This window comes from Vibrio sp. 1078-1 (genome assembly GCF_033340475.1).
This window is the reverse complement of the sequence record NZ_JAWOWM010000004.1, coordinates 293,784-318,170: the sequence shown is the minus strand read 5'-3', so window position 1 is coordinate 318,170 and position 24,387 is coordinate 293,784. Positions and strand designations below refer to the sequence as shown.

Sequence of the window (24,387 nt, the reverse complement as noted above, 5' to 3'; positions counted from 1 at the left end):
GTAGGAGGTTTAGGTGACAACAGCATGACGGGAGTTTGGACAATTAATGACAAAGGCCAAATTAAAGTGTGCCCAACAATTTATCTATTGGGCATAACCATAAAAATAGAACATTAAGAAGGGTTTGATAGTTGCGGTTGAGGGGTGTCTATATACCAGACTTTTCTCTTCTTGCGGCAGGCGCGCAAAGAGCCCGTCGTCATGTCGCCATCTTTTGTAAGCTCATAGCTCAGTGAGCGGCAAGTATAGTTTCCCGACAGTTCATGCTCTATACTCGTTTGCTCCGTTTTACTCGAGTTAGGCTCTAGTAAAGGGTTAGGCTGTGTAGATAAAATGTCACGATTTATCACATTGCTGCGCGCATAATCCTTATGGACATAACCTTTTATCACTCCTTTCTGTTCAACGAGAAACCAAGGTTGATCAACCACTTTTGCTAGCACATTAAAGACTTCCCCTTTCGATAATACGCCAAGCTTTTCCCCTTCAAGACTCGGTTTGGAGCGTAGGTTTAATGTGGTCTTAGAGCGGTAAGAGACATCCATAAACTCTACTGGGTTTGAGGTATCGACACCTTCAGTGGTTGGTCGGAAAACTTCCGCTTGCTGTTTCTCACTAGGCTGGACACGGATCTTCCACCAAGAATACGTTTCCGGATCTTTACCTTTAAACTTATTTCGGCTGTCAGACTCAAGGGCAACAAGCATCTGATTCAAGAACGATTCGCGTCCTTCATTACTCAAAAATCGATCCATTTGATCATTGATGACCACGACGCTCTGTGAGTGATCATTCATAACAACGGGGGAAGCCACTTCCACATAGGTCTGCGATTGAAACAGCTGACAACCCGACAAGCTGACCAGAGTAAATACTATGGCTGAACGTCCAAATTGTTTTGTTAACCTCATTCTTTCCCTAACCCTTATATTTCTTTTACCTAGTGCAACTGCACTACTATAAATGGTCATTCAAAACTTTTGCCAAACAATTCGGACCTTTGTGTGACAAGTCGCAATCCCGATGCTTGTTTTGGTAATGAAACGTCGCAAACTTGATGAGAACTTACTTCTTCTAGCACGTTTCTATCGCATCATGTCGTTTCACTTAGTGCATCATTTTTTTCAAGCAAACGAAAAGACTCATCCGATATGAATAAAAAATCGACTTTAGGGTTGACGCGCTTCATGGAGTGCGGTACTAATTTGTTAACTTAATTATGTGGAAAGCTTAACAACTATGTCAGCTCATTTTTCTATCCTGCTTAGCCTCCTCCTGATCGTGACCAGTTCGCGCGGGTAGGCTGTGGAAGAAAAATAACCACACCAATTTCTAAGAACCCGCATGAGAATGCGGGTTTTTTTATATCTAAATACTGGAAGTAAACGATTCACTTGCGCGAAAGTGCAGAAATCAGGAAGGAAGCAAACATGAACGATCAGGTCATTATATTCGACACCACATTGCGTGATGGCGAGCAAGCGTTGTCAGCAAGCTTGACGGTTAAAGAAAAACTGCAGATTGCCTATGCGCTGGAAAGACTCGGCGTTGATGTTATCGAAGCTGGCTTCCCAATCTCTTCACCAGGTGATTTCGAGTCTGTACAAACCATCGCAAAAAACATAAAAAACAGTCGAGTTTGTGCCCTTTCGCGTGCCGTTGCGAAAGACATTGATGCTGCCGCTGAAGCCTTAAAAGTGGCCGACCAATTCCGTATCCACACGTTTTTAGCCACTTCCACCATTCACGTAGAAGACAAACTACGCCGCAGCTACGACGATGTACTAGAAATGGCAGTCAACGCCGTTAAACATGCACGTAACTACACTGATGATGTCGAGTTTTCTTGTGAAGATGCTGGTCGTACTCCAATCGACAACCTATGTCGCATGGTAGAAGCCGCCATCAATGCAGGTGCGAGTACAATCAACATTCCAGATACCGTTGGCTACACCGTACCAAGTGAGTTTGGTGGGATTATTGAAACTCTATTTAACCGCGTTCCGAACATTGATAAAGCGATCATCTCCGTTCACTGTCACGACGATTTGGGGATGTCAGTTGCCAACTCTATTGCCGCCGTTCAAGCTGGCGCACGTCAGATAGAAGGCACGATCAATGGCATTGGAGAGCGAGCGGGTAACTGTTCACTTGAAGAGATCGCAATGATCATCAAGACTCGTCAAGAGTTTTTGGGCGTTCACACTGGCATTAAGCATGATGAAATTCACCGCACCAGTAAGTTGGTTAGCCAGCTATGCAATATGCCTATTCAAAGCAACAAAGCAATTGTGGGTGCAAATGCGTTTAGCCACTCTTCAGGCATCCACCAAGATGGCATGTTGAAGAATAAGAATACCTACGAAATCATGACCCCTGAGTCTATTGGCCTAAAAAACCAAGCTCTGAACCTAACCAGCCGCAGCGGTCGCGCTGCCGTGAAGAGCCATATGGATACCATGGGTTACAACGAAGACGAGTACAACCTAGACGCGCTGTATGCGGATTTCTTGAAACTTGCTGATCGCAAAGGCCAAGTGTTCGATTACGACCTAGAAGCCCTAATGCACTTCTCGAACTTGCGTGAAGAAGATGACTTCTACAAATTGAGCTACCTAAGCGTGCAGTCTGGCAGCGTAATGGCTACCACCAGCATCAAAATGCAATGCGGTGATGAAGAAATGTGTGAAGCAGCGGTCGGTAATGGCCCAGTTGATGCGCTATACCAATGTATCTACCGCGTGACAGGCTACGACATCGTTCTGGATAAATTCGACCTAACCGCGAAAGGTGAAGGTGAAGATGGTTTGGGTCAAGCAGACATCATTGCCAACTACAAAGGTCGCAAATACCACGGTACGGGTGTTTCCACCGACATCGTTGAGGCTTCCGGCCAAGCATTATTGCACGTTATTAACAGCATTCATCGTGCAGATAAAATCGAAGAAATGAAGCAGAAAAAGATTGCGACTGTGTAATAACAACCGGGCTACACGGCTCAGGAAAGAACACGCTCGTTGAAATAATTAAGCTCAAAATTAGAAAACTTAAAGGATTAACATGACAGACAAATCGTACAAAATTGCCGTCCTACCCGGTGACGGCATTGGCCCGGAAGTAATGGCGCAGGCACATAAAGTATTGGATGCAATCGAAAAGAAACATGGTATTGCGTTTGAGCGTGACGAGCATGATGTCGGTGGTATCGCGATCGACAATCACGGTTGTCCACTTCCGGAGAGCACAATAAAAGCATGTGAAGAGTCTGATGCAGTCTTATTCGGCTCGGTTGGCGGCCCTAAGTGGGAGCACTTACCACCAAATGACCAACCTGAACGCGGTGCCCTACTGCCACTACGCAAACACTTCCAACTGTTCTGTAACTTACGTCCAGCGCAAATTCACTCAGGTCTTGAAGCTTTCTCACCGCTACGTGCAGACATCTCGGGTCGCGGCTTTGACATCGTGGTAGTCCGTGAACTGACGGGTGGTATCTACTTCGGCCAACCGAAAGGTCGTGAAGGTGAAGGCGCAACAGAAAAAGCATTTGATACTGAGGTGTACCACCGCTTTGAGATCGAACGTATTGCAAAAATCGCTTTTGAGTCTGCTCGTCTACGTCGCAAGAAAGTGTGCTCTATCGACAAAGCGAACGTTCTACAAAGCTCTATCTTATGGCGTGAAGTAGTCGAAGAAATCGCAAAAGACTACCCAGATGTCGAGTTGTCACATATGTACATTGATAACGCGACTATGCAGCTTATCAAAGACCCTGCTCAGTTCGACGTAATGCTATGTTCAAACATCTTCGGCGACATCATTTCTGATGAGTGCGCGATGATCACTGGCTCTATGGGTATGTTGCCTTCAGCGAGCCTAAACGAAAGCAAATTCGGTCTGTACGAGCCAGCAGGCGGCAGTGCACCAGATATCGCAGGTAAGAACATCGCTAACCCAGTGGCACAAATCCTATCTGCTGCACTGATGTTGCGTTACAGCCTAGGTGAAGAAACGGCGGCACAAGACATCGAAACGGCCGTTTCAAAAGCACTATCCGCGGGTGAGCTAACAGGCGACCTTGCTGGTGACAACCCAGCTCTTTCGACGTCTGAGATGGGCGATAAGATCGCTGAGTACATCTTAAACTCTTAATACAGCACGATTTGATAATAATTATTTGCTCCTGATGAGCCGTTGTCGGGAGCTATACACGAGATAGCAAACAATGGGCAAAACACTATACGAAAAAGTCTACGACGCACACGTTGCCGTCGCAGCAGAAGGGGAAAACCCAATCTTGTACATCGACCGTCACTTGGTACACGAAGTGACGTCTCCGCAAGCATTTGACGGCTTGCGTGAAAAAGGTCGTAAAGTGCGCCAGGTCAGCAAAACTTTTGCCACCATGGACCACAACGTTTCGACAACCACCAAAGACATCAACGCATCCGGTGAGATGGCTCGTATCCAAATGGAAACGCTATCGAAAAACTGTGAAGAGTTTGGTGTTACGCTTTACGACATTAACCACAAATACCAAGGTATTGTGCACGTTATGGGCCCAGAGCTTGGTATTACCCTACCAGGCATGACCATTGTTTGTGGTGACTCGCACACTGCTACACACGGTGCGTTCGGCTCTCTCGCTTTTGGTATTGGTACATCAGAAGTTGAGCACGTATTAGCGACTCAAACGCTAAAACAAGCGCGCGCTAAAACGATGAAGATCGAAGTGAAAGGTAAAGTAGCGCCGGGCATCACAGCGAAAGATATCGTGCTAGCGATCATCGGTGAAACTACAGCAGCTGGCGGTACAGGCTACGTGGTTGAATTCTGTGGTGAAGCGATCACAGACCTTTCAATGGAAGGCCGCATGACCGTATGTAACATGGCAATTGAGCTAGGTGCGAAAGCCGGTTTGATTGCGCCAGATGAAACCACGTTCGAATACATCAAAGGCCGTAAATTCTCACCTCAAGGTGCCGACTTTGACGCAGCAGTAGAATACTGGAAGACATTAAAAACTGACGATGATGCTCAATTTGATGCGGTTGTGACGCTAAACGCTGCAGACATTAAACCACAAGTCACTTGGGGAACTAACCCAGGCCAAGTTATCGCGGTAGATCAACCGATCCCAGCACCAGAAAGCTTTGCCGATCCAGTAGAAAAAGCCTCTGCAGAAAAAGCGTTGGCTTACATGGGTCTAGAAGCAGGCAAGTCATTGTCTGATTACAACGTCGATAAAGTCTTCGTTGGTTCTTGTACTAACTCACGTATCGAAGACATGCGCGCAGCCGCTGAAGTAGCGAAAGGTCGTAAAGTCGCATCTCACGTTCAAGCGCTAATCGTTCCTGGTTCTGAGCAAGTAAAAGCGCAAGCGGAAGCAGAAGGCTTGGACGTTATCTTTAAAGAAGCGGGCTTTGAGTGGCGCCTACCAGGTTGCTCAATGTGTCTAGCAATGAACAACGACCGTTTGGGTCCTCATGAGCGCTGTGCATCCACATCCAACCGTAACTTTGAAGGCCGCCAAGGTCGTGATGGTCGTACCCACTTGGTTAGCCCTGCTATGGCAGCGGCAGCAGCAATTGCTGGTCACTTTGTTGATATTCGTGAGTTGGATTAGGTTAAGGAGAGAACAAATGTCAGGTTTTAAACAACATACAGGCTTAGTTGTTCCTCTAGATGCAGCGAACGTAGATACTGATGCCATCATTCCAAAGCAGTTCCTACAAAAGGTCTCTCGCTTAGGGTTTGGTAAGCACCTATTCCATGACTGGCGCTTCCTAGACGATGCTGGTGAACAACCGAACCCAGAGTTCGTGATGAACGCTCCTCGCTACCAAGGCGCTTCAATCTTGCTAGCACGTGAAAACTTCGGTTGTGGTTCATCTCGTGAACACGCACCATGGGCATTAGCGGATTACGGCATCAAGGCGATGATCGCCCCAAGCTTTGCCGATATTTTTTACGGTAACTCGATCAACAACCAAATGGTGCCAGTTCGTTTGACTGAGCAAGAAGTGGATGAAATCTTCCAGTTTGTTGAGGCTAACGAAGGCGCTGAAGTGGAAGTAGACCTAGAAGCGAATGTGGTTCGTGCCAACGGCAAAGAATATGGTTTTGAAATCGATTCGTTCCGTCGTCACTGCTTACTAAACGGTTTGGACAACATTGGCCTAACCCTTCAACACGAAGATAAGATTGCTGAGTACGAAGCGAATATCCCAAGCTTCTTAAGCTAATTAAAATCGCAATTTAAACAAACAAAAGGTTGGCTTATGCCAGCCTTTTTTCTTTTATTTTCATTGCCTCAAGAAAGAAACTTCACCTTATGCAGGTCTACAATATCAATAAGGTTTTAACCCAAAGGTATCTCTATGAAGCGTCTGTTATTGCTATTGTGTGCTCTGGTTTCATTCTCAACATTTGCCGCACCTAAATCCGACTTATGGCCGTATTGGAAACAATCGAATCAGGCTAATCAAAGTCAAATCTCTCATCAAGATTGGCAGCAATTGCTCGATGCTTATTTGGTTGAACAAGGTGAGAATACCTTGTTTCGTTACAGCCAAGTCACCTCAGCCGATAAAACTAAGCTGAAACAATACATCCAACGTTTGGCAAAACTCGACCCTCGACAATACAACCAAGCGGAGCAATACGCCTACTGGGTAAACCTTTACAACGCCATCACGGTAGATCTTATTTTGGATAACTATCCTGTCGAATCGATTACCAAACTTGGTGGGCTATTTAGCTTTGGCCCTTGGGGGGATGATGTGGTCGTGGTCAACGGGAAGGATCTGACTTTAAACGATATTGAACATCGCATTTTACGTCCAATTTGGAATGACCCGAGAACACATTACGCGGTTAACTGTGCCAGCTTGGGATGCCCTAATCTGCAGTCTCAAGCATTCACTGCTGACAACACGCAAGTTCTACTGGATAGTGCAGCTAAAACATTTATTAACAGCAGCAAAGGCGTATCTATCCAAGGTAATACGGCACAGCTGTCTTCTATTTATGATTGGTTTGCAACGGACTTTGGTGGAGAAAAACAAGTCTTCAACCACATCACAAAGTACGCACCGCAATACAAAAACTTCTCTGGTAAAGTGAAATACGAATACGATTGGGACTTGAATCAAGCCAACTAAACTGGGGGGATGTGAGGTCAATTAGCATTAGGGACATAATAGGCCAAAAGCTAAAGACACTGGCAACTCAAAGACTAAGACATGAAAAAAGGGCACTGAGTGCCCTTTTTAAATCCAAATGTTTGATAGAAAACGTCCGGCTACTTAAAGCCTTTAACCTTCTTAATAAGATCGTAAGCGTTTTGAATCTCTTGAGATTTCTCTTTCGCGACGTTCATCATCTCTGGTGGTAAACCTTTAGCCATCAATTTGTCCGGGTGATGCTCGTTCATCAGTTTACGATAAGCACGCTTAACGGTTTTACTGTCTGCATCTGAAGACACATCCAGAATTTTGTACGCGTCGGCCAACTGATCCGCTTGTGAAGCTTGTTGCCAGCTACCACCTGAAGATTGGCCTTGATGCTGACCATGAAAACCGCCCTGGCTTTGGAAACGAAATGCGGCTTCTTGCATTTGCAAACGACGCTCTAATTGCTCAGAAGAGAAACCCAAACCACGTGCAATTTTGTGTAGTACATTTCGTTCACTCGGGTGGATTGAGCCATCTGCAAAGGCCGCCGAGATTTGCAGCTCTAAGAAAAATTGCAACAAGTCAAAGCGACCAGCTGTCGAAATTTTCACACGAACAAGAACATCTTCTAACGGAAAGTCGCTGTCTTTACCTTCACGAAACGCGTCTTGCGCTGCGCGACGCTGTTCGCCATGCAAATTCATGCGGTCCATCATGGCTGAAGCCAGTTGGATTTCCTCTTTGGTGACTTGGCCTTTCGCTTTTGCCACATGTCCCATTACCGCAAACGCCGCTTTAAAAAACTCTTCTTGGCGTTGAGCTTGACTTGGCCCTTTTCCAAAGCCGCCAGTAGAGAACCCGGCTTGACTCAAGCGACGTGCTTTATCGAATTGATGGCCAATAAATAAGCCAAAGAGTAAACCTAGCGGCCCGCCAAGTAACAAGCCAAAAAAGGCACCCAGAATTTTGCCAAAAATATGCATTATGTGTTCTCTATCAATGAATTTTTATCGACGACGGCGGTCTTATAGTGCCGGATGCAACGATTTCCTTTATGATAATGGAATTAGTTTTATTTCGGCTAGGCCATTTCGCCTGCTTATCTTTGCAGCTATTTTGTCGTCATTATGCCACAGTGAATCAATACGCTGGGATAAATGCGACTATAGTTGATTCATTTGGCTATTACGCTAGGGTACAACAAGCCCTATAGCCATCGAGTAGTAGTGACACAGGAAAGTTCAATTCAATGCAACATTTCTCCCGCACATTTTTAGCGGCCTCTATCAGCACCGCCTTGTTTGTACCCACCACTCAAGCTGAAGCGAATATCCATGATAGTGTGCAGGAAATGCCCGCCACAGATCAATGTTTGGTCGATACAAGTGGCGAGGAGGACGCTCTTAATACCCCAGTAGTGGTAGAAGCTGACACCCTGCAAGCCATCAATGGTGACAAAGCTCAGTACTCAGGTAATGTACAAGTCACCCAAGGCCAGAAGAAAATTACCGCAGATAGCGTAACGCTGCACCAACAAGACAACGTCGTGGTTGCCGAAGGCAACGTGACTTTCAATGACGGCCAAGTCAAAGCTCGATCTGATCGTGTTACTAACGACATTAATCAAGATACGTTTTCACTTGAGAACACCGATTATCAGTTCCTTTGCCAACAAGGCCGAGGCACTGCAGCCTATATCGCCCGCACAGGTCAGTCGGTTTATGAACTCGAAGACGGCTCTATCACATCGTGCCCTCAAGGCGATAATTCATGGCGATTGGTTGCGTCAGGCATCGATGTTGACCAAGATGAAGAGACAGCGACGCTGCACCACCCTCGATTTGAAGTGTTAGATGTGCCTGTTTTCTATGTGCCGTATCTAACCATGCCAATTGGAGATACGCGTAAAACGGGTTTCCTCTTCCCTTCTTTATCGTACGGTTCTAGTGATGGTATGGAAGTCGAGGTGCCATTCTATTGGAACATCGCGCCTCAATATGACATGACACTCACCACGCTCTATATGCAGCAACGTGGTACAAAACTCGATACTGATTTCCGCTACCTAACAGATGGTTGGGGAAATGGGGAAATCAAAGGCGAATACCTCAATAGTGATCGCAAATATCAGGACGAGTCTCGTTGGGGCTACCAAGTTAAACACGACGGTATCATCAATAAACAGTGGATAGTCAAAGTTGATTACTCAAAAGTGAGTGATATTGATTACTTCCTCGATCTCGACTCCGATATTGGTAACCGTGAAGATGGTCAACTGGTTCAAGAAGGACAAGTACAATATCGTTCTGACTTCTGGGATGCCTCGTTAACCGTTCGTGACTTCCAAATCTTATTGAAAGAAGAGAACCGCCCTTATCGCCTGCTTCCTCAGTTAGACTTGAACTACTACACGCCGTTGTGGGGAGACTACCTTAACTTTGACGTGAAGAGCCAAGTCAGCCGCTTCGATACCAGCGATGCTGCGCGACCAAATGCGACCCGTGTTCACATTGAACCAGGGCTTACATTACCACTCTCAAACTCATGGGCAACGTGGACAACAGAAGCGCGTGTGCTCTCTACGTATTACTCTCAAGACTTAACGGGTTTGACAGATGTAAACTTGCAAAACCAGTTGGATGATGAAGTTTCTCGTGTTATTCCTGAGTTCCGTACGCATGCGCAACTTTACTTAGAGCGAGATACAAGCTGGATCAAGGGCTACACCCAAACACTGGAGCCTCAGCTGCAGTACTTGTACGTACCTGAAGAAGATCAGACCAACATCTACAACTACGATACCACCTTGCTACAAACCGACTACTACGGGCTATTCCGCAGTCGTAAGTACAGTGGCATTGATAAAATCGCCTCGGCGAACCAGTTAAGCTACGGTGCGAGTACTCGCTTCTTTGATGATGACTATAAAGAGCGTCTTAACGTTTCATTTGGTCAGATTTACTACTTCGATAAAAAGACCAAACTGAGCAACAGCCCAAATCTTCCGGATGAGACAACCAATTACTCATCATGGGCGATTGAAGCTGATTTCAACTACAACGATTACTTGTTCTATCACGGTGGAATTCAATACGATATTGATTTGAGCTCCATGCAGTTGGCAAACAGTACCTTGGAATACCAATTCAACGGCGGCTTTATTCAGGGTAACTATCGCTACGTTACGCGTGAATACATCGAAGATACGATCATTCTCGAAAACCTAGACACAATTACTCGTAAAGGTATTTCTCAAGCAGGTATTGTAGCGGCCTACGAGTTCAACCCGAACTGGTCTGCGAGTGGTCAATACTACTACGACCTCAATGAAAATGCGGACCTAGAATGGTTAGCGAGCCTACGTTACCAATCTGACTGTTGGTACATTGGCGTCACTTACTCAAACCAATTGCTTGGTTGGGAAGACCAAGCTATCGGCAGCACCGGGGCATCACCTGAATACGAAAATAACTTCAGCGTTAACTTCGGTATTCAAGGCTTTGCGACCAACCAGCGTGAAGACACTGCTGTCAAAGAGCTGGATGGTTCTGACAACGCGATTAAGTACGGCCGCCCATTCTATCTGAACAATTAATCAAAATAGGCGTCTTAAATGAATAAGACGCCTATTCAAAAATACTGACGGAATTTTAAATGAAAATTTGGAAATCAATCTTATTCACGACCCTACTCTCTTGCGGAGCGGTTGCAGCACCAGTAGAGATCGATAAGGTTGCGGTCATCGTGAACGACGGTGTAGTTCTACAAAGCGACATCGAAACAGCGATGAAAACGCTGCAAGCCAACGCTCGTCAAAGTGGAAAGAGCTTACCTTCTACCAGCGTATTAAAAGAACAAGTTGTTGAAAAACTTATCATTGACACGTTGCAAGGCCAAGAAGCTGACCGTATTGGTGTACGTATTGACGACAACCGTTTAAACCAAGCGATTGCAGAGATCGCACGTAATAATGAGCAATCGGTAGAACAACTCGCTGCTTCTGTAGAAAGTGAAGGTTTAAGTTACCCAGAATTCCGCGAACAAATTCGTAAGGAAATCGCCGCATCAGAAGCTCGCAATGCACTGGTTCGTCGCCGTATTAATATCCTTCCAGCAGAGGTCGATAGCCTTGCTGAGCAACTATCACAAGAAACCAATGCGACTGTTCAATACAAAATTGGACACATTCAACTGCGCTTCTCTGACGATAAAGAAAAATCTGCTGTAGAAGCAGAAGCTAAAGCGCTCGCGAAAAAGCTAAACGAAGGTGCAGACTTTACGGAGATGGCCTACACCTACTCTAAAGGCCCTAAAGCTTTACAAGGTGGTGACTGGGGCTGGATGCGTAAAGAAGAGATGCCGACCATCTTTGCTGATCAGATCAAGATGCAAAACAAAGGCAGCATTATTGGTCCATTCCGTAGTGGCGTTGGTTTCCACATCCTAAAAATAGAGGATGTCAAAGGCCTAGAAACGGTTGCGGTAACGGAAGTAAATGCGCGTCATATTTTGATTAAACCAACCGTGATTCTGAGCGACGAAGGGGCGAAGAAGCAACTGAATGAATTTGTACGCCGCATCAAAGCCGGTGAAGCAACGTTCGCTCAATTGGCAACACAATACAGTCAAGATCCTGGCTCGGCAGCACAAGACGGTGAACTAGGTTATCAAACACCAGATCTTTACGTGCCAGAATTCAAGCACCAAGTAGAAACTCTGCCAGTTGGCTCAATCAGCGAACCGTTCAAAACCGTTCACGGCTGGCATATCGTTGAAGTGTTGGATCGTCGCCAAGTTGACCGTACTGACTCAGCGATGAAGAATAAAGCTTACCGCATTCTATTTAACCGTAAATTTAATGAAGAAGCGGGCGCATGGATGCAAGAGCTACGCGCAAGTGCGTTTGTTGAAATCGTGGATGACAACAATGACAACTAATACAATTCGTAGAATTGTCGTAACCGCAGGGGAACCTGCGGGTATCGGCCCAGACTTAGTGCTTGCCCTATCGAAAGAAGATTGGGCGCACCAAATTGTCGTCTGTGCCGATAAGAATATGCTGATGGAGCGAGCCAAGCAGCTTGGCATCGAAGTCCAACTGTCTGATTACAATCCAGAAGAAGCACCTAAAGCACAAAAAGCGGGCACGCTTATCGTTGACCATATCCAAATATCGGAACCTGCGGTCGCAGGTGAGCTCAATGAAGCGAATGGCCACTATGTACTAAAAACGCTAGAAAGAGCGGCTTTAGGCTGTATGAATGATGAATTTGATGCTATTGTCACCGGCCCTGTTCATAAGGGGGTGATTAATCGCGCAGGTGTTGCATTCAGTGGTCATACTGAATTTTTCGCCGAGAAGTCACAAACGCCGCTAGTTGTAATGATGCTAGCAACGGAAGGACTACGCGTGGCGCTGGTTACAACACATATTCCTTTAGCTTATGTGTCCAAAGCTGTCACCGAAGAGCGATTAGAAAAAATCATCGATATTCTTCATAAAGACCTTGTAGAAAAGTTTGCTATCGCACAACCAAACATCTACGTTTGCGGGCTTAACCCTCATGCTGGCGAAGATGGCTGCTTAGGTCGTGAAGAGATCGAAACCATCACTCCGACACTGGAAAAAATTCGACAAGAAAAAGGTATCAACCTGATCGGCCCTCTGCCGGCTGATACCATTTTCAATGAAAAATATTTAAATGATGCTGATGCTGTTTTAGGCATGTACCATGATCAAGTATTGCCAGTATTAAAATACAAAGGCTTTGGTCGTTCAGTAAACATTACTCTTGGTCTACCTTTTATTAGAACATCGGTGGACCACGGTACTGCATTAGATCTGGCAGGGACAGGTCAAGCGGATACAGGGAGTTTCCGAACAGCGCTCACGCATGCGATAGATTTGGTAGAGAAGAAACAATGAGAAATGATGTCCATTTAGGACACAAAGCGCGTAAACGTTTTGGTCAAAACTTCCTGAACGATCCATACATTATTGATGGGATCGTATCAGCGATTAACCCAAAACCAGGTCAAAACCTGGTTGAAATCGGTCCTGGTCTTGGTGCAATCACTGAGCCGGTAGGTCGTGAAGTAGATAAGTTCACAGTTATCGAATTAGACCGCGATCTGGCGGAACGCCTACGTACTCACCCTGAACTGGCAGATAAGTTGACCATCCATGAGGGTGACGCTATGCGTTTTGACTTCACTCAACTAGTGAAGCCAAACAACAAGCTGCGCATTTTTGGTAACTTGCCATACAACATCTCTACACCATTGATGTTCCACCTTTTTGAGTTCCATAAAGACATTCAAGACATGCACTTTATGCTGCAAAAAGAAGTGGTAAACCGCTTAGCCGCCGGCCCTGGCAGCAAAGCTTACGGCCGTTTAACGGTAATGGCTCAGTACTACTGTAAAGTGGTACCGGTACTGGAAGTACCGCCAACGGCATTCGTTCCACCACCGAAAGTGGATTCTGCCGTTGTTCGTTTAGTGCCTTACGAAGAGCTGCCATGCCCGGCAAAAGATCTGCGTTTGCTCGATCGCGTTTGTCGTGAAGGCTTTAACCAACGTCGTAAAACCGTTCGTAACTGCTACAAATCGTTGTTAAGCACAGAAGTACTAGAAGAGCTAGGTGTTAATCCAAGCATGCGTCCAGAGAACCTGACGCTAGAACAATTCGTCGCAATGGCGAACTGGCTTGCGGATAACCCGCAGCACTAAGAACTCAAACAATGAGCCAAACCCTTGTAGGTTTGGCTTATTATTATTGGGATATTACGTTTCTGAGGAGTGCACATGGACGTCATTCAACCTTGCATCAAAATTCAAGTTCACACCAAATACATCGAAGAACAGTCCAACCCAGAGCTACAACGCTACGTTTTCGCTTATATCATCACCATCAAAAACCTTAGCCAGCAAACCGTACAGTTAGTGAGCCGCCGCTGGCTAATCACAGACTCGAACGGCAAGCAAATGACGGTTGAAGGTGACGGAGTTGTAGGCCAGCAGCCCTTTATTCCAAGCAATGATGAATACACGTACAGTAGCGGAACCGCGTTAGAAACCCCTGTCGGCGTTATGCAAGGACACTACAAAATGCTGGATGAGAAAGGGCAAGAGTTCATCACCGAAATCGAACCATTTCGCTTGGCTGTTCCAAATGTTTTAAATTAGTAAATTGGAGATTCAGTGGCTACCTATATTGTTGGTGACATCCAAGGCTGTTTTGATGAATTGCAGCGACTACTAGAAAAAGTATCTTTCTCTGCGAAAAAAGACCAACTTTGGCTTGCTGGTGATTTGGTCGCCAGAGGGCCTAAATCACTAGAAACGTTACGCTTTGTGAAGTCACTTGGCGCAAACGCAATCGTGGTGCTTGGTAATCACGACCTTCACCTTCTCGCAGTGGCTCACGGGATAAAAAAGGTCAAAGACAAAGATAAAACCGCACCTATTTTCACGGCCCCTGACAAAGAGGAACTACTGACATGGCTAGCTCAGCAACCTCTATTGGCCGAGCATGACGAGTTCGTGATGTGTCACGCTGGCATATCACCGCAGTGGAATCTAAAAACAGCGAGAAAGTGTGCCCGTGAAGTTGAGCGCATCATCCAAAGTGAAGAGCTGCCTTGGCTATTAAAAAACATGTACAGCAATCAACCTGATTCCTGGGATGACTCTCTACAGGGTTTGGACCGATACCGTTATATTATCAATGCTTTTACGCGGATGCGCTTTTGTTTCCCTGATGGTCGTTTGGATATGGATTGTAAATTGCCACCGCAACAAGTTTCCGGTAACAAACTTATTCCATGGTTTGATGTGCCCAAACGTATTCACTTAAATAAAGCGGTGCTCTTTGGGCACTGGGCTGCACTACAAGGCTATATGAACAACGAAGTCATCGGGCTAGATACTGGCTGCGTTTGGGGCGGAAGCCTAACCATGATCCGTTGGGAAGATAAGAAAATTTTTACTCAGGATGCGTTAAGTTAAACACTGAATAACAGTCGATAATCCATAGTAGGAAGAATACTTGTCACTTAACACCTCCTGTAGGGTCATTCCAACGAGCCTTAACGAGACGAGGAATCTAATATCCTCGCGCTGCGAATAGATAGAAATACCTTTGACAACAAGGTACTCGTATAGAGGCTCCTGAATCTCGCTCTTTCGTCGCTTTTCAGGATGACGGTAGGTTGGGATGGCCGCTCGCTGTTACACGAACGGCATTACCGTATTAACTACGCGGTGTTAATCTCGAATTACTTTTCTAACACAGTAAAGCGCATGTTGTAGGCGTTCTTCTCATCGGCTTGATACATTTCTGAGTAAGTTTCCTTAAACTCGTCTCCCCAATCTGGGAACTGAGTATCACCATCAATGGCCGCTTCAATGTATGTTACATACAGTTTATTGGCCATAGGCAGACAAGTGGTGTAAATCGCACCACCACCAATGATCATCACTTCTTCCACATCACCTGCGACTTCCAGAGCCTGCTCAATCGATGTTACGGTAGTGACGCCTTCGATCTTTAGTGTCTCATCACGGCTAATAACAATATTCAAGCGACCTGGTAAAGGGCGACCAATAGACTCATAGGTTTTGCGTCCCATCACAACCGGTTTTCCCATGGTACAACGCTTAAACCAAGCGAAATCGGCGGGAAGATGCCAAGGCATTTGATTGTCTTTGCCAATGATGCGATTGTCGGCCATAGCGGCAATCATACTAATGATCATGTTAGGTCCTTATACAATTGGTCTGCGGCGATAGAATAACAGCCCTGGAACCGCAAGACCAACAGCTAAACCTGCAATAATAAACATGGCCTTAAGAAAGTTTTCCATACAGGTTGCGACAAGCTCGGGTGAGTAGCCAACATGATTGATTTCTACCATAGCGATCATTGCTTTGTACGCAAACACACCCGGCACCATCGGGATCAAAGCAGCCACAGTAAACACTTTTGGATGCGCGAGAAAACGGTGAGACCAGTACACACCAATCATCCCAACTAACGTCGCAGCAAAAAAGGTTGCCCACTCAATAGGAATGCCAAACTGCATCATCAAGTAGCGGCTACCATGACCAATCGCGCCACCAACAGCGCAATACACTAAAGCTCTTTGTGGTACGTTAAAAACCAATGCAAATCCTACAGCGGGAATCGCCGCAAAAAACATGTCATTCAAAAGGCCAAACATCAAATCAAATAAACTCATTAGATAGCCCACCCCCAAATTCCAGTTACACTCATCGCAGCAACGATCCCCAAACATGTCGCCAACGTTAGTAAACTAGCCATCACAAATCGAGCAATCCCCATATTAATGTGGCCTTTCAACATATCTGCGACAGAGTTAATGAGTGGGAAACCAGGTACAAGCATTAATACTGACGATGCCATTGCTACGGTAGGTAGATTACCGATTTGGTAAATTTCCGCCTGTGCTGAAATTAAGGTGGTCACAAAAGCGGTCGCAGCAAAGTTCAATAGAGGGTTGAAATGACGATGACCAATTTCTTGGCGAACGATCATGCCACCAGCTGAAGCTAAAAAGGTCATAATGAATACTCCCCAATCACCACCAGCTAGATGACTGAATGCCGCACAAGACAAGCCAATCATAAACACCACCAACCAGCGGTTATAACGCTCTGGACTGATAGCGTTCAGCTTTTTCTGCGCCATGGTTGAATCGAGCAAACCACGTTCCATCATGATACAGATTCGTTGAATTTGCGTAATAACGCGCATATTGATGCCACGATCAGCGCAGCTTCGGGTGGTGGTGATGCAATGCCCATCCATTACCGTCGTCACAACCAATGCATTAGCTGATAGTGCTACCGCAACTTCATTCACCCCACAAGCAAGGCCAATACGACGCATAATATCGCTCACAAGAGTACTTTCAGCACCATGAGCAAGTAGCATTTGTCCGGCTTGGGCGACAAGACGAGAAATCGATCGTTGAGTAGATACCGCCAACTCTCTAGGCGGTATGGTTTCTAGAGTCATAAATAAGTCTAATTCCTTTTAGGGTGTTACTCATTCATACGCGCGAGGGCCAAACTAACCCTCAAAAAAACACGACGTATCAGTTATTGTGCCGTAAATCACATCACCTAAATATGATTTAGATACAAAAAAAGCCGCAATAAATAATTGCGGCTTAATGAATTATAGGCAAACAGGCATTGTTTGACCGTTCTGATTAGTCACGAACGTAGACAACGTGACCGTCATCTTCTTCATCGTCCCAGTCATCCCAATCGTCGTCATCTTCAGTGATAACGTCTTTACCCGCCATCGCATCTTTATGGTAATCATCCCACATGAAGTTAACTTTATCTTCTTCAGCCACTTCTTCCTCTTCGCGAGGTAGGTTATCCATAAAGTCAGCCAGTTTGTAACAAAGCTCTTTAGTACCGTTACGATTGATCGCCGAGATCTTAAAGTACTCGTCTTCCCAACCTAGTGCGTCTAAGATTTCTTGGATCTTCTCATTCGCTTCTTCTTCAGGCATTAGATCAACTTTGTTGAACACTAACCAGCGCGGCTTACTTGCCAGTTTTTCGCTGTATTGTTCTAGTTCATCAATGATCGTCAATGCATTTTGCACCGGATCGGACTGATCAATTGGCATAATATCGATCATGTGCAGCAACACTCGACAACGCTCTAAGTGCTTCAAGAATCGAATACCAAGGCCAGCGCCATCTGCTGCACCCTCGATCAAACCAGGGATATCTGCAACAACAAAACTTTTCTCTGGTACGACACTTACGACACCCAAGCTTGGGATCAAAGTCGTGAATGGGTAATCAGCGACTTTCGGTTTTGCTGCTGATACTGCGCGGATAAAGGTTGATTTACCAGCATTAGGTAGACCAAGCATACCCACATCAGCAAGAAGCAATAGCTCAAGGCGAATTTCGCGTACTTCACCCTTTGTACCCAATGTTCTCTGACGAGGCGCGCGGTTTACTGAAGATTTGAAACGCGTGTTACCTAGACCGTGCCAACCGCCTTTTGCGATCATCACTTTCTTACCGTGTTCAGCAACTTCCGCCACGATTTCATTTGTGTGGATATCCACAGCGCGCGTACCCACAGGTACACGAAGAACAATGTCTTTACCACGCTTACCTGTACAGTTACCACCGCGACCGTTTTCACCACGCTCAGCTTCGTAGAAGCGCTGGAAACGGTAATCAATCAGGGTATTTAGGTTTTCATCAGCTTGGATATAAACATCACCACCGTCACCGCCATCACCGCCATCAGGGCCACCTTTAGTGATGAATTTTTCACGCCAGAAACTGACAACGCCACTACCGCCATCACCAGCCTGAACTTTTACTACCGCTTCATCTACGAACTTCATCTTTTACTCCGACTACTTCGTGCGTGGATTAAATCTTACTATGTCATCCGACAATTTTAGCAGATGACAGATCTAAGCTCCCAGATTCAAATCGCTTAGGATCTTAGCGAGAAACTTCGATATGTCGACTGCCACAAATAAAAAACCCCGCCGATTCGGCAGGGCTTTTGAATTCAGCTTAAAGCTATTAAGTAATTTGGTTAAAAACCTAATTACTCAGCTTCGATGCTTACAAACTTACGGTTCTTAGGACCTTTCACTTCGAACTTCACTTTACCTTCAGTAAGAGCGAATAGAGTGTGGTCTTTACCGATACCTACGTTGTTACCAGCGTGGAACTTAGTACCACGTTGACGAACGATGATGTTACCTGCAAGTACAGATTCACCACCGAAACGCTTAACACCTAGACGTTTGCTTTCTGAATCGCGGCCGTTACGAGTAGAACCACCAGCTTTTTTGTGTGCCATTGTTAAACTCTCCTAATAGATTAAGCGTTGATACCAGTGATCTTCACTTCAGTGAACCACTGACGGTGACCCTGTTGCTTACGAGAGTGCTTACGACGACGGAACTTAACGATTTTAACTTTATCGCCACGACCGTGTTGTACAACTTCAGCAACAATTTTGCCGCCCTCTACAAGAGGAGCACCAACTTTGATGTCTTCGCCGTTAGCAACAAGAAGAACTTTATCAAATTCTACAGTTGCACCAGTTTCAACGTCTAATTTCTCTAAACGAAGAGTTTGACCTTCGCTTACACGGTGTTGTTTACCACCAGATTGGAAAACAGCGTACATATTTTACTCCGCTTTTTCCGCACAGCCTTTCTTGAGGGTGTGCGCTAAACTAATCATCAATAGGGCGCAGATTCTACAGAATAGATGCTCCTATGACAAGCCATATTTTGAAAAAATTGGCGAAAAGCTAATCGCCAAAGAAAAGTGCGGCAATCATGCCCTTTAGTAATGTATTAATCAACGTTTTTTAGTGTATTATTCGACAATTATATAAATCGAATAAGCCTTGCAGGGTCTAACTTCAGCCGGATATACGATGGATTTTAAAACTATCCAAGCGCTTACTGCCGATGACATGGCAAAAGTGAATGAAACAATTCAAGCCCAACTTAATTCTGATGTCTCTTTAATCAACCAGCTCGGTTTTTATATCGTGAGTGGTGGAGGCAAACGTCTAAGACCGCTTTTAGCGATACTGTCAGCCCGCGCACTTGGTTACCAAGGCAATGGTCATACAATGGCAGCTGCGTTTATTGAGTTCATCCATACAGCGACTTTGCTGCATGATGACGTGGTAGATGAATCAGACATGCGCCGTGGTAAAGCCACTGCGAATGCAGCATTTGGCAATGCGGCTAGCGTATTAGTTGGGGACTTTATCTATACACGCTCATTTCAGATGATGACAGAACTAGGATCCATGAAGATCCTTAAACTAATGAGCAATGCCGTAAACGTGATCGCCGAAGGTGAAGTACAGCAGTTGATGAACTGTAACGACCCTGACACGACAGAAGAAAGCTACATGCAAGTCATCTACTCTAAGACTGCGCGCTTATTTGAATCCGCAACTCAAATCGGTGCAATCTTAAATGATGCTCCTGAGCATGTTGAAATCGCAATGCAAAATTACGGTAAGTATCTAGGCACTGCGTTTCAGCTCATTGATGACGTCATGGATTACACTTCTGATGGCGAAGACATGGGTAAAAATGTGGGTGATGACTTGGCCGAAGGCAAGCCAACTTTACCTCTACTCCATGCTATGCGTAATACCACACCAGAAAACGCCATCATGATTCGTGAAGCGATTGAGAAAGCGAATGGAATGGAGCGCTTAGAAGAAATTCTTGCGGTCATGAAAGAAGCAGGCTCTCTGGAATACACAACGCAAAAAGCTCTAGAAGAAGCAGACAAAGCAATCGCAGAACTATCAGTGTTGCCAGAGTCTGAATACAAACAAGCGCTTGTTACTCTGGCTCATGTCGCAGTACAACGCACGAAGTAATCAATAGCTACCCGTAACGCAAGGCTTATAGCGAAAAGGAAGAGCACGCTCTTCCTTTTTTACGTTTGATACCTAATGACGACGCCCGGGGCGCTAGTAATATCTGTCACTACCGCCATGCAGTTGTGGATCATCTTCTATTTCATCAAAGCTAACGGCGAGTTGCTGTTCAGTCCCTTGTTTGGACAACAATACCGTCTCTGCTTCATGGTCGACCACTAATATCGTACCGACGCCTTGTTGGCACTCAACAACCATGCCTTTACGGATTCGACTCGCTTCCATCATCTTCTCCTTCACTACGTGGTTTTGTTCGACCATTTTTACGAAGTTGAGAAATCAAGGATCAAAAAAGCCGATCAAAATGATCGGCTTTCTTCTTATATAGGCTTTCTAGGTTACTTTGCGAATTCAACACCAATGTTGATGTCGCCATTTAGTGTTTCTAGCATACCGTCTAATGCAGACTTTTCGTAATCGCTGAGTTTGCCGTAGCTTAGTACTTCTTCAACGCCTTCTTTACCCAGTTTTACAGGTTGCGCGAAGTAAGTCGCGTGTTCGCCGTCGCCTTCAACGTAAGCGCACTCAACTACGCCTTCTTCACCTTGAAGAGCACGAACCAGAGACAGACCAAAGCGACATGCAGCTTGGCCCATTGATAGTGTTGCACTACCACCACCCGCTTTCGCTTCTACAACTTCAGTACCTGCATTTTGAATACGTTTCGTTAATGCTTCTACTTCTTCAGCTGTAAACTCAACACCTTCTACTTGAGACAGTAGAGGTAAGATCGTTACGCCAGAGTGACCACCAATTACTGGCACGCGAACGTCACCTGGATCTTTGTCTTTTAGCTCAGCAACAAACGTTTCTGAACGGATAACATCCAACGTTGTTACACCAAATAGACGACGCTTATCATAAACACCCGCTTTTTTAAGAACTTCAGCAGCAATTGGCACTGTTGTATTTACAGGGTTTGTGATGATACCAACACAAGCTTTCGGACAAACAACCGCAATCTTCTCCGCTAGCGATTTAACGATACCAGCGTTTACATTAAATAGATCCGCACGATCCATACCTGGCTTACGCGCAACACCAGCAGAAATTAGCACAACATCCGCGCCTTCTAGTGCTGGAGTAGGATCTTCACCAGCGTAACCTTTGATAGAAACTGGCGTAGGGATGTGGCTAAGATCAGCGGCCACACCAGGAGTTACTGGAGCAATATCATATAGGGCTAGATCAGAACCAGCAGGAAGACGGTTCTTAAGTAGAAGGGCCAGGGCTTGACCGATGCCACCAGCGGCACCAATAACGGCTACTTTCATGTAGTTCTCCTTGAGAGTATTTCTCTTATAAACGTATTCGTAGGGTAGTTTGTAACCAACTTAAATAAAGCTATCGGAATCACAACTTGATTACAATCAATTAACGCTAGCTTTGCGACCTCGCGCAACTCGCTGTTACCGTGCTACAAATGGGGCTTGGATTATTCTTTTATTCTGTTGAAATGACAAGGAATTCAAGAAAACAGATACAGCCCTACTTCAGCGCGCTAAAGAATTCTATGTGGTATATAGTTTACAGTGACGCATCTAACATAATCCTGGGACTCTTTGGCACCGCCTGAATATATATGCGAGAATATGCAAAATTGCTGACCCGTAATAAGAGATTTGTAATGACTATGCGCAATTCAGAAAAACAAGACAACTTAGTTCGCGCCTTTAAAGCCCTGTTAAAAGAAGAAAGCTTTGGCTCACAGGGCGAGATTGTTGACGCACTCAAACAGCAAGGGTTTGAGAGTATCAACCAATCTAAAGTCTCACGTATGCTGACTAAATTTGGCGCCGTCCGTACGCGCAATGCAAAAATGGAAATGGTTTACTGTCTTCCTGCTGAGCTAGGTGTCCCAACAGTCAGCAGTTCTCTGCGTGAACTAGTACTAGACATCGATCGTAACGCAGCGTTAGTAGTAATTCACACTGGCCCAGGTGCAGCACAGTTGATTGCTCGCTTGCTTGATTCACTCGGTAAATCCGAAGGTATTCTTGGTGTTGTCGCAGGTGACGATACCATTTTCATTACGCCAACCATGGCAATTACGACTGAGCAACTCTTCAAATCAGTGTGCGAGCTGTTCGAATATACTGGTTAAGTTCTATAAAGCTTCAATCAGCTAACTCATTGTGGGTTATAAAAGAAGTCTCATTTTGTAGCCCATAATTTATGTAAATTTTTTGCTTACTCCGCTCATTCTTTAACCATCCATTTTGTGATTAACATCACGCAATTGATCTTTTTCATTTCAGTCACTAAACGTTAATTAAGCAATTGTTTTAAAAAGAATTAAATCACAAATTGAATCCTATCCCCTGATACAAAATTCAGACTTATCAACTATAACATTTAACAATTGGATAATTTTCTGCCAATTTTTTGTTATGATTCGCTCGCTTTTTCAAACGATTGGATTGAAAAAGGTGCCGTTTCCAAATAGGAAACTCCAGAAGTGATTTATGGTTATTTCCGGGTAAATAATGAATATAAGGAAGGGAAATTCATGGCATTTAACAAACTTCTCAAAGTAGGCGCTATCGCTGCAGCCGTAATGGGCGCAGGCGCAGTTAACGCTCAAGAGTTTATTACCATCGGTACTGGCTCTGTGACAGGTGTTTACTACCCAACTGGTGGTGCTATCTGTAAGTTGGTAAATAAAGGTCGTAAAGACCACAACATCCGTTGTTCAGTAGAATCGACTGGTGGCTCAATTTACAACGTTAACACTATCCGTGCAGGCGAATTAGATTTTGGTATCGTGCAATCGGATTGGCAGTACCACGGCTACAACGGTACGAGCAAGTTTGAAGAACAAGGCCCGTACAAGAAGCTACGCGCAATGTTCTCTCTTCATACAGAACCTTTCAACATCATTGCGCGTGCAGATTCAGGTATTGAAAACGTTGAAGACCTGAAAGGTAAGCGCGTAAACATCGGTAATCCAGGCTCTGGTGACCGTGCAACGATGGGCGTTGTCATGGAAGCGATGGGTTGGACAAACGACAGCTTCAAATTGGCGTCTGAGCTAAAAGGCTCTGAACGCTCTCAGGCACTTTGTGATAACAAAATTGACGCCTTCATTTACATGGTCGGCCACCCGAACGGTTCAATCAAAGAAGCAACCACATCATGTGATGCGAAGCTAGTTTCAGCAACAGGCCCTAAAATCGATAAAATTGTTGCCGACAACCCATACTACGCCTTTAGCTCAGTACCGGCTGGTATGTACCGCGGCACAGACAAAGACGTAAACAGCTTTGGTGTTGCAGCAACAATGGTAACGACCTCTGATGTTTCAGACGATGTCGCTTACAACGTGGCAAAAGCTGTGTTTGAAAACTTTGATACCTTCAAACGTCTACACCCTGCATTCGCAAACTTGAAGAAAGAAGACATGGTGAAAGCTGGTCTTTCTATTCCTCTTCACCCAGGTGCAGAAAAATACTACAAAGAAATGGGTCTAATTAAGTAATTTCCTCAGACTCTACATACAGGCAGGAAAGAATATTTTCTGCCTGTTTGAGCATACAGGTTGTAGCACGTTCTAACTGTATGCTTCATTCGCCAGTTTTCTTCTGAAAACTGCGAGCTCATACCCAAGAAAACTTAAACGCCGCCTAACAGAGTATCCAACAATCAACACTTTGAGTTCAGGCAGCAAAATACTCGAAAGCAAACTTCGCTCCATTCACTACACTGATAGAG

The 24,387-nt window shown here is 45.2% G+C and carries 24 protein-coding genes; 14 read left to right on the top strand and 10 right to left on the bottom strand.

What is annotated here, in order from left to right; translation table 11 throughout:
- Positions 1 to 113: 113 nt before the first annotated feature.
- A complete protein-coding gene (locus R7190_RS11415) occupies positions 114 to 911 on the bottom strand; it encodes an SH3 domain-containing protein (protein ID WP_033906036.1) in 798 nt (265 codons plus the stop codon).
- Between the two features lie 519 nt (positions 912 to 1,430).
- On the opposite strand from R7190_RS11415, the gene leuA reads away from it, so the two are divergent.
- From leuA to R7190_RS11390, 5 genes are all read left to right on the top strand, one after another.
- Positions 1,431 to 2,978 (top strand): 2-isopropylmalate synthase, encoded by a 1,548-nt coding sequence (leuA, locus tag R7190_RS11410; protein WP_005379685.1) that lies wholly within the window; start codon positions 1,431 to 1,433, stop codon positions 2,976 to 2,978.
- An 82-nt stretch (positions 2,979 to 3,060) separates the two neighbouring features.
- Entirely contained in the window at positions 3,061 to 4,152 is a 1,092-nt protein-coding gene (gene leuB / locus R7190_RS11405) for a 3-isopropylmalate dehydrogenase (protein ID WP_005383068.1), read from the top strand.
- Between the two features lie 73 nt (positions 4,153 to 4,225).
- Positions 4,226 to 5,626, top strand: coding sequence for a 3-isopropylmalate dehydratase large subunit (gene leuC / locus R7190_RS11400; RefSeq protein WP_039841408.1), 1,401 nt, complete (start codon positions 4,226 to 4,228; stop codon positions 5,624 to 5,626).
- Between the two features lie 16 nt (positions 5,627 to 5,642).
- Positions 5,643 to 6,245, top strand: coding sequence for a 3-isopropylmalate dehydratase small subunit (gene leuD / locus R7190_RS11395; RefSeq protein WP_005430484.1), 603 nt, complete (start codon positions 5,643 to 5,645; stop codon positions 6,243 to 6,245).
- Positions 6,246 to 6,380: 135 nt separating this feature from the next.
- The gene (locus tag R7190_RS11390; protein ID WP_186584481.1) at positions 6,381 to 7,163 is read left to right on the top strand and encodes a DUF547 domain-containing protein; all 783 of its coding nucleotides are present in this window, start codon (positions 6,381 to 6,383) and stop codon (positions 7,161 to 7,163) included.
- A 140-nt stretch (positions 7,164 to 7,303) separates the two neighbouring features.
- Here the strand turns inward: R7190_RS11390 and djlA are convergent, their stop codons facing one another.
- Entirely contained in the window at positions 7,304 to 8,158 is an 855-nt protein-coding gene (gene djlA / locus R7190_RS11385; protein WP_005383076.1) for a co-chaperone DjlA, read from the bottom strand.
- A 266-nt stretch (positions 8,159 to 8,424) separates the two neighbouring features.
- Between djlA and lptD the strand changes: the two genes are divergently transcribed.
- The 6 genes from lptD to apaH all read left to right on the top strand — a co-directional run bounded on the left by lptD (position 8,425) and on the right by apaH (position 15,185).
- Positions 8,425 to 10,770 (top strand): LPS assembly protein LptD, encoded by a 2,346-nt coding sequence (gene lptD / locus R7190_RS11380; RefSeq protein WP_005379673.1) that lies wholly within the window; start codon positions 8,425 to 8,427, stop codon positions 10,768 to 10,770.
- Positions 10,771 to 10,829: 59 nt separating this feature from the next.
- Positions 10,830 to 12,113 carry a peptidylprolyl isomerase SurA gene (gene surA, locus R7190_RS11375; RefSeq protein ID WP_005379672.1) on the top strand — a complete coding sequence of 428 codons (1,284 nt, stop codon included), beginning with the start codon at positions 10,830 to 10,832 and terminating at the stop codon, positions 12,111 to 12,113.
- Positions 12,103 to 13,101 (top strand): 4-hydroxythreonine-4-phosphate dehydrogenase PdxA, encoded by a 999-nt coding sequence (gene pdxA, locus R7190_RS11370; RefSeq protein WP_005379670.1) that lies wholly within the window; start codon positions 12,103 to 12,105, stop codon positions 13,099 to 13,101. Before surA ends, pdxA begins: the two co-directional genes overlap by 11 nt.
- Positions 13,098 to 13,907 (top strand): 16S rRNA (adenine(1518)-N(6)/adenine(1519)-N(6))-dimethyltransferase RsmA, encoded by an 810-nt coding sequence (gene rsmA, locus R7190_RS11365; RefSeq protein WP_005379669.1) that lies wholly within the window; start codon positions 13,098 to 13,100, stop codon positions 13,905 to 13,907. The genes pdxA and rsmA overlap by 4 nt, the downstream gene beginning before the upstream one ends.
- Positions 13,908 to 13,982: 75 nt before the next feature.
- Entirely contained in the window at positions 13,983 to 14,363 is a 381-nt protein-coding gene (gene apaG / locus R7190_RS11360; RefSeq protein WP_005379668.1) for a Co2+/Mg2+ efflux protein ApaG, read from the top strand.
- A 15-nt stretch (positions 14,364 to 14,378) separates the two neighbouring features.
- On the top strand, positions 14,379 to 15,185 hold the full coding sequence (apaH, locus tag R7190_RS11355) for a bis(5'-nucleosyl)-tetraphosphatase (symmetrical) ApaH (RefSeq protein ID WP_025768370.1): 807 nt from the start codon (positions 14,379 to 14,381) through the stop codon (positions 15,183 to 15,185).
- A gap of 269 nt (positions 15,186 to 15,454) precedes the next feature.
- Here apaH and folA read toward each other — a convergent pair whose 3' ends face one another.
- From folA to rplU, 6 genes are all read right to left on the bottom strand, one after another.
- Positions 15,455 to 15,934, bottom strand: a complete 480-nt coding sequence (folA, locus tag R7190_RS11350; protein ID WP_186584482.1) for a type 3 dihydrofolate reductase — start codon at positions 15,932 to 15,934, stop codon at positions 15,455 to 15,457.
- 9 nt (positions 15,935 to 15,943) lie between these two features.
- The gene (locus tag R7190_RS11345; RefSeq protein ID WP_005379665.1) at positions 15,944 to 16,417 is read right to left on the bottom strand and encodes a threonine/serine exporter family protein; all 474 of its coding nucleotides are present in this window, start codon (positions 16,415 to 16,417) and stop codon (positions 15,944 to 15,946) included.
- On the bottom strand, positions 16,417 to 17,217 hold the full coding sequence (locus tag R7190_RS11340; protein WP_005379664.1) for a threonine/serine exporter family protein: 801 nt from the start codon (positions 17,215 to 17,217) through the stop codon (positions 16,417 to 16,419). Before R7190_RS11340 ends, R7190_RS11345 begins: the two co-directional genes overlap by 1 nt.
- Before the next feature lie 196 nt (positions 17,218 to 17,413).
- Positions 17,414 to 18,586 carry an Obg family GTPase CgtA gene (gene cgtA, locus R7190_RS11335; RefSeq protein WP_042522432.1) on the bottom strand — a complete coding sequence of 391 codons (1,173 nt, stop codon included), beginning with the start codon at positions 18,584 to 18,586 and terminating at the stop codon, positions 17,414 to 17,416.
- A gap of 212 nt (positions 18,587 to 18,798) precedes the next feature.
- On the bottom strand, positions 18,799 to 19,056 hold the full coding sequence (rpmA, locus tag R7190_RS11330; protein WP_005383095.1) for a 50S ribosomal protein L27: 258 nt from the start codon (positions 19,054 to 19,056) through the stop codon (positions 18,799 to 18,801).
- A gap of 20 nt (positions 19,057 to 19,076) precedes the next feature.
- Positions 19,077 to 19,388: a 50S ribosomal protein L21 gene (gene rplU / locus R7190_RS11325; protein ID WP_005383096.1), complete on the bottom strand. Its 312-nt coding sequence runs from the start codon at positions 19,386 to 19,388 to the stop codon at positions 19,077 to 19,079.
- 256 nt (positions 19,389 to 19,644) lie between these two features.
- Between rplU and ispB the strand changes: the two genes are divergently transcribed.
- A complete protein-coding gene (gene ispB / locus R7190_RS11320) occupies positions 19,645 to 20,616 on the top strand; it encodes an octaprenyl diphosphate synthase (protein WP_064353590.1) in 972 nt (323 codons plus the stop codon).
- 93 nt (positions 20,617 to 20,709) lie between these two features.
- On the opposite strand, the gene R7190_RS11315 is transcribed toward ispB, so the two are convergent.
- Complete coding sequence (locus R7190_RS11315; protein ID WP_005379661.1) at positions 20,710 to 20,901, bottom strand: hypothetical protein; 192 nt, start codon at positions 20,899 to 20,901, stop codon at positions 20,710 to 20,712.
- A gap of 113 nt (positions 20,902 to 21,014) precedes the next feature.
- Positions 21,015 to 21,950, bottom strand: coding sequence for a malate dehydrogenase (gene mdh, locus R7190_RS11310; RefSeq protein WP_005379660.1), 936 nt, complete (start codon positions 21,948 to 21,950; stop codon positions 21,015 to 21,017).
- Positions 21,951 to 22,309: 359 nt separating this feature from the next.
- On the opposite strand from mdh, the gene argR reads away from it, so the two are divergent.
- Entirely contained in the window at positions 22,310 to 22,780 is a 471-nt protein-coding gene (gene argR / locus R7190_RS11305; RefSeq protein ID WP_005379659.1) for a transcriptional regulator ArgR, read from the top strand.
- 405 nt (positions 22,781 to 23,185) lie between these two features.
- The gene (locus R7190_RS11300; protein WP_005379657.1) at positions 23,186 to 24,154 is read left to right on the top strand and encodes a TAXI family TRAP transporter solute-binding subunit; all 969 of its coding nucleotides are present in this window, start codon (positions 23,186 to 23,188) and stop codon (positions 24,152 to 24,154) included.
- Positions 24,155 to 24,387 lie beyond the last annotated feature (233 nt).

Coding starts and splice junctions, on each gene's coding strand:
- R7190_RS11415 (WP_033906036.1), bottom strand. CDS start 911: ATGAGGTTAACAAAACAATTTGGACGTTCAGCCATAGTATTTACTCTG.
- leuA (WP_005379685.1), top strand. CDS start 1,431: ATGAACGATCAGGTCATTATATTCGACACCACATTGCGTGATGGCGAG.
- leuB (WP_005383068.1), top strand. CDS start 3,061: ATGACAGACAAATCGTACAAAATTGCCGTCCTACCCGGTGACGGCATT.
- leuC (WP_039841408.1), top strand. CDS start 4,226: ATGGGCAAAACACTATACGAAAAAGTCTACGACGCACACGTTGCCGTC.
- leuD (WP_005430484.1), top strand. CDS start 5,643: ATGTCAGGTTTTAAACAACATACAGGCTTAGTTGTTCCTCTAGATGCA.
- R7190_RS11390 (WP_186584481.1), top strand. CDS start 6,381: ATGAAGCGTCTGTTATTGCTATTGTGTGCTCTGGTTTCATTCTCAACA.
- djlA (WP_005383076.1), bottom strand. CDS start 8,158: ATGCATATTTTTGGCAAAATTCTGGGTGCCTTTTTTGGCTTGTTACTT.
- lptD (WP_005379673.1), top strand. CDS start 8,425: ATGCAACATTTCTCCCGCACATTTTTAGCGGCCTCTATCAGCACCGCC.
- surA (WP_005379672.1), top strand. CDS start 10,830: ATGAAAATTTGGAAATCAATCTTATTCACGACCCTACTCTCTTGCGGA.
- pdxA (WP_005379670.1), top strand. CDS start 12,103: ATGACAACTAATACAATTCGTAGAATTGTCGTAACCGCAGGGGAACCT.
- rsmA (WP_005379669.1), top strand. CDS start 13,098: ATGAGAAATGATGTCCATTTAGGACACAAAGCGCGTAAACGTTTTGGT.
- apaG (WP_005379668.1), top strand. CDS start 13,983: ATGGACGTCATTCAACCTTGCATCAAAATTCAAGTTCACACCAAATAC.
- folA (WP_186584482.1), bottom strand. CDS start 15,934: ATGATCATTAGTATGATTGCCGCTATGGCCGACAATCGCATCATTGGC.
- R7190_RS11345 (WP_005379665.1), bottom strand. CDS start 16,417: ATGAGTTTATTTGATTTGATGTTTGGCCTTTTGAATGACATGTTTTTT.
- R7190_RS11340 (WP_005379664.1), bottom strand. CDS start 17,217: ATGACTCTAGAAACCATACCGCCTAGAGAGTTGGCGGTATCTACTCAA.
- cgtA (WP_042522432.1), bottom strand. CDS start 18,586: ATGAAGTTCGTAGATGAAGCGGTAGTAAAAGTTCAGGCTGGTGATGGC.
- rpmA (WP_005383095.1), bottom strand. CDS start 19,056: ATGGCACACAAAAAAGCTGGTGGTTCTACTCGTAACGGCCGCGATTCA.
- rplU (WP_005383096.1), bottom strand. CDS start 19,388: ATGTACGCTGTTTTCCAATCTGGTGGTAAACAACACCGTGTAAGCGAA.
- ispB (WP_064353590.1), top strand. CDS start 19,645: ATGGATTTTAAAACTATCCAAGCGCTTACTGCCGATGACATGGCAAAA.
- R7190_RS11315 (WP_005379661.1), bottom strand. CDS start 20,901: ATGGAAGCGAGTCGAATCCGTAAAGGCATGGTTGTTGAGTGCCAACAA.
- mdh (WP_005379660.1), bottom strand. CDS start 21,950: ATGAAAGTAGCCGTTATTGGTGCCGCTGGTGGCATCGGTCAAGCCCTG.
- argR (WP_005379659.1), top strand. CDS start 22,310: ATGCGCAATTCAGAAAAACAAGACAACTTAGTTCGCGCCTTTAAAGCC.
- R7190_RS11300 (WP_005379657.1), top strand. CDS start 23,186: ATGGCATTTAACAAACTTCTCAAAGTAGGCGCTATCGCTGCAGCCGTA.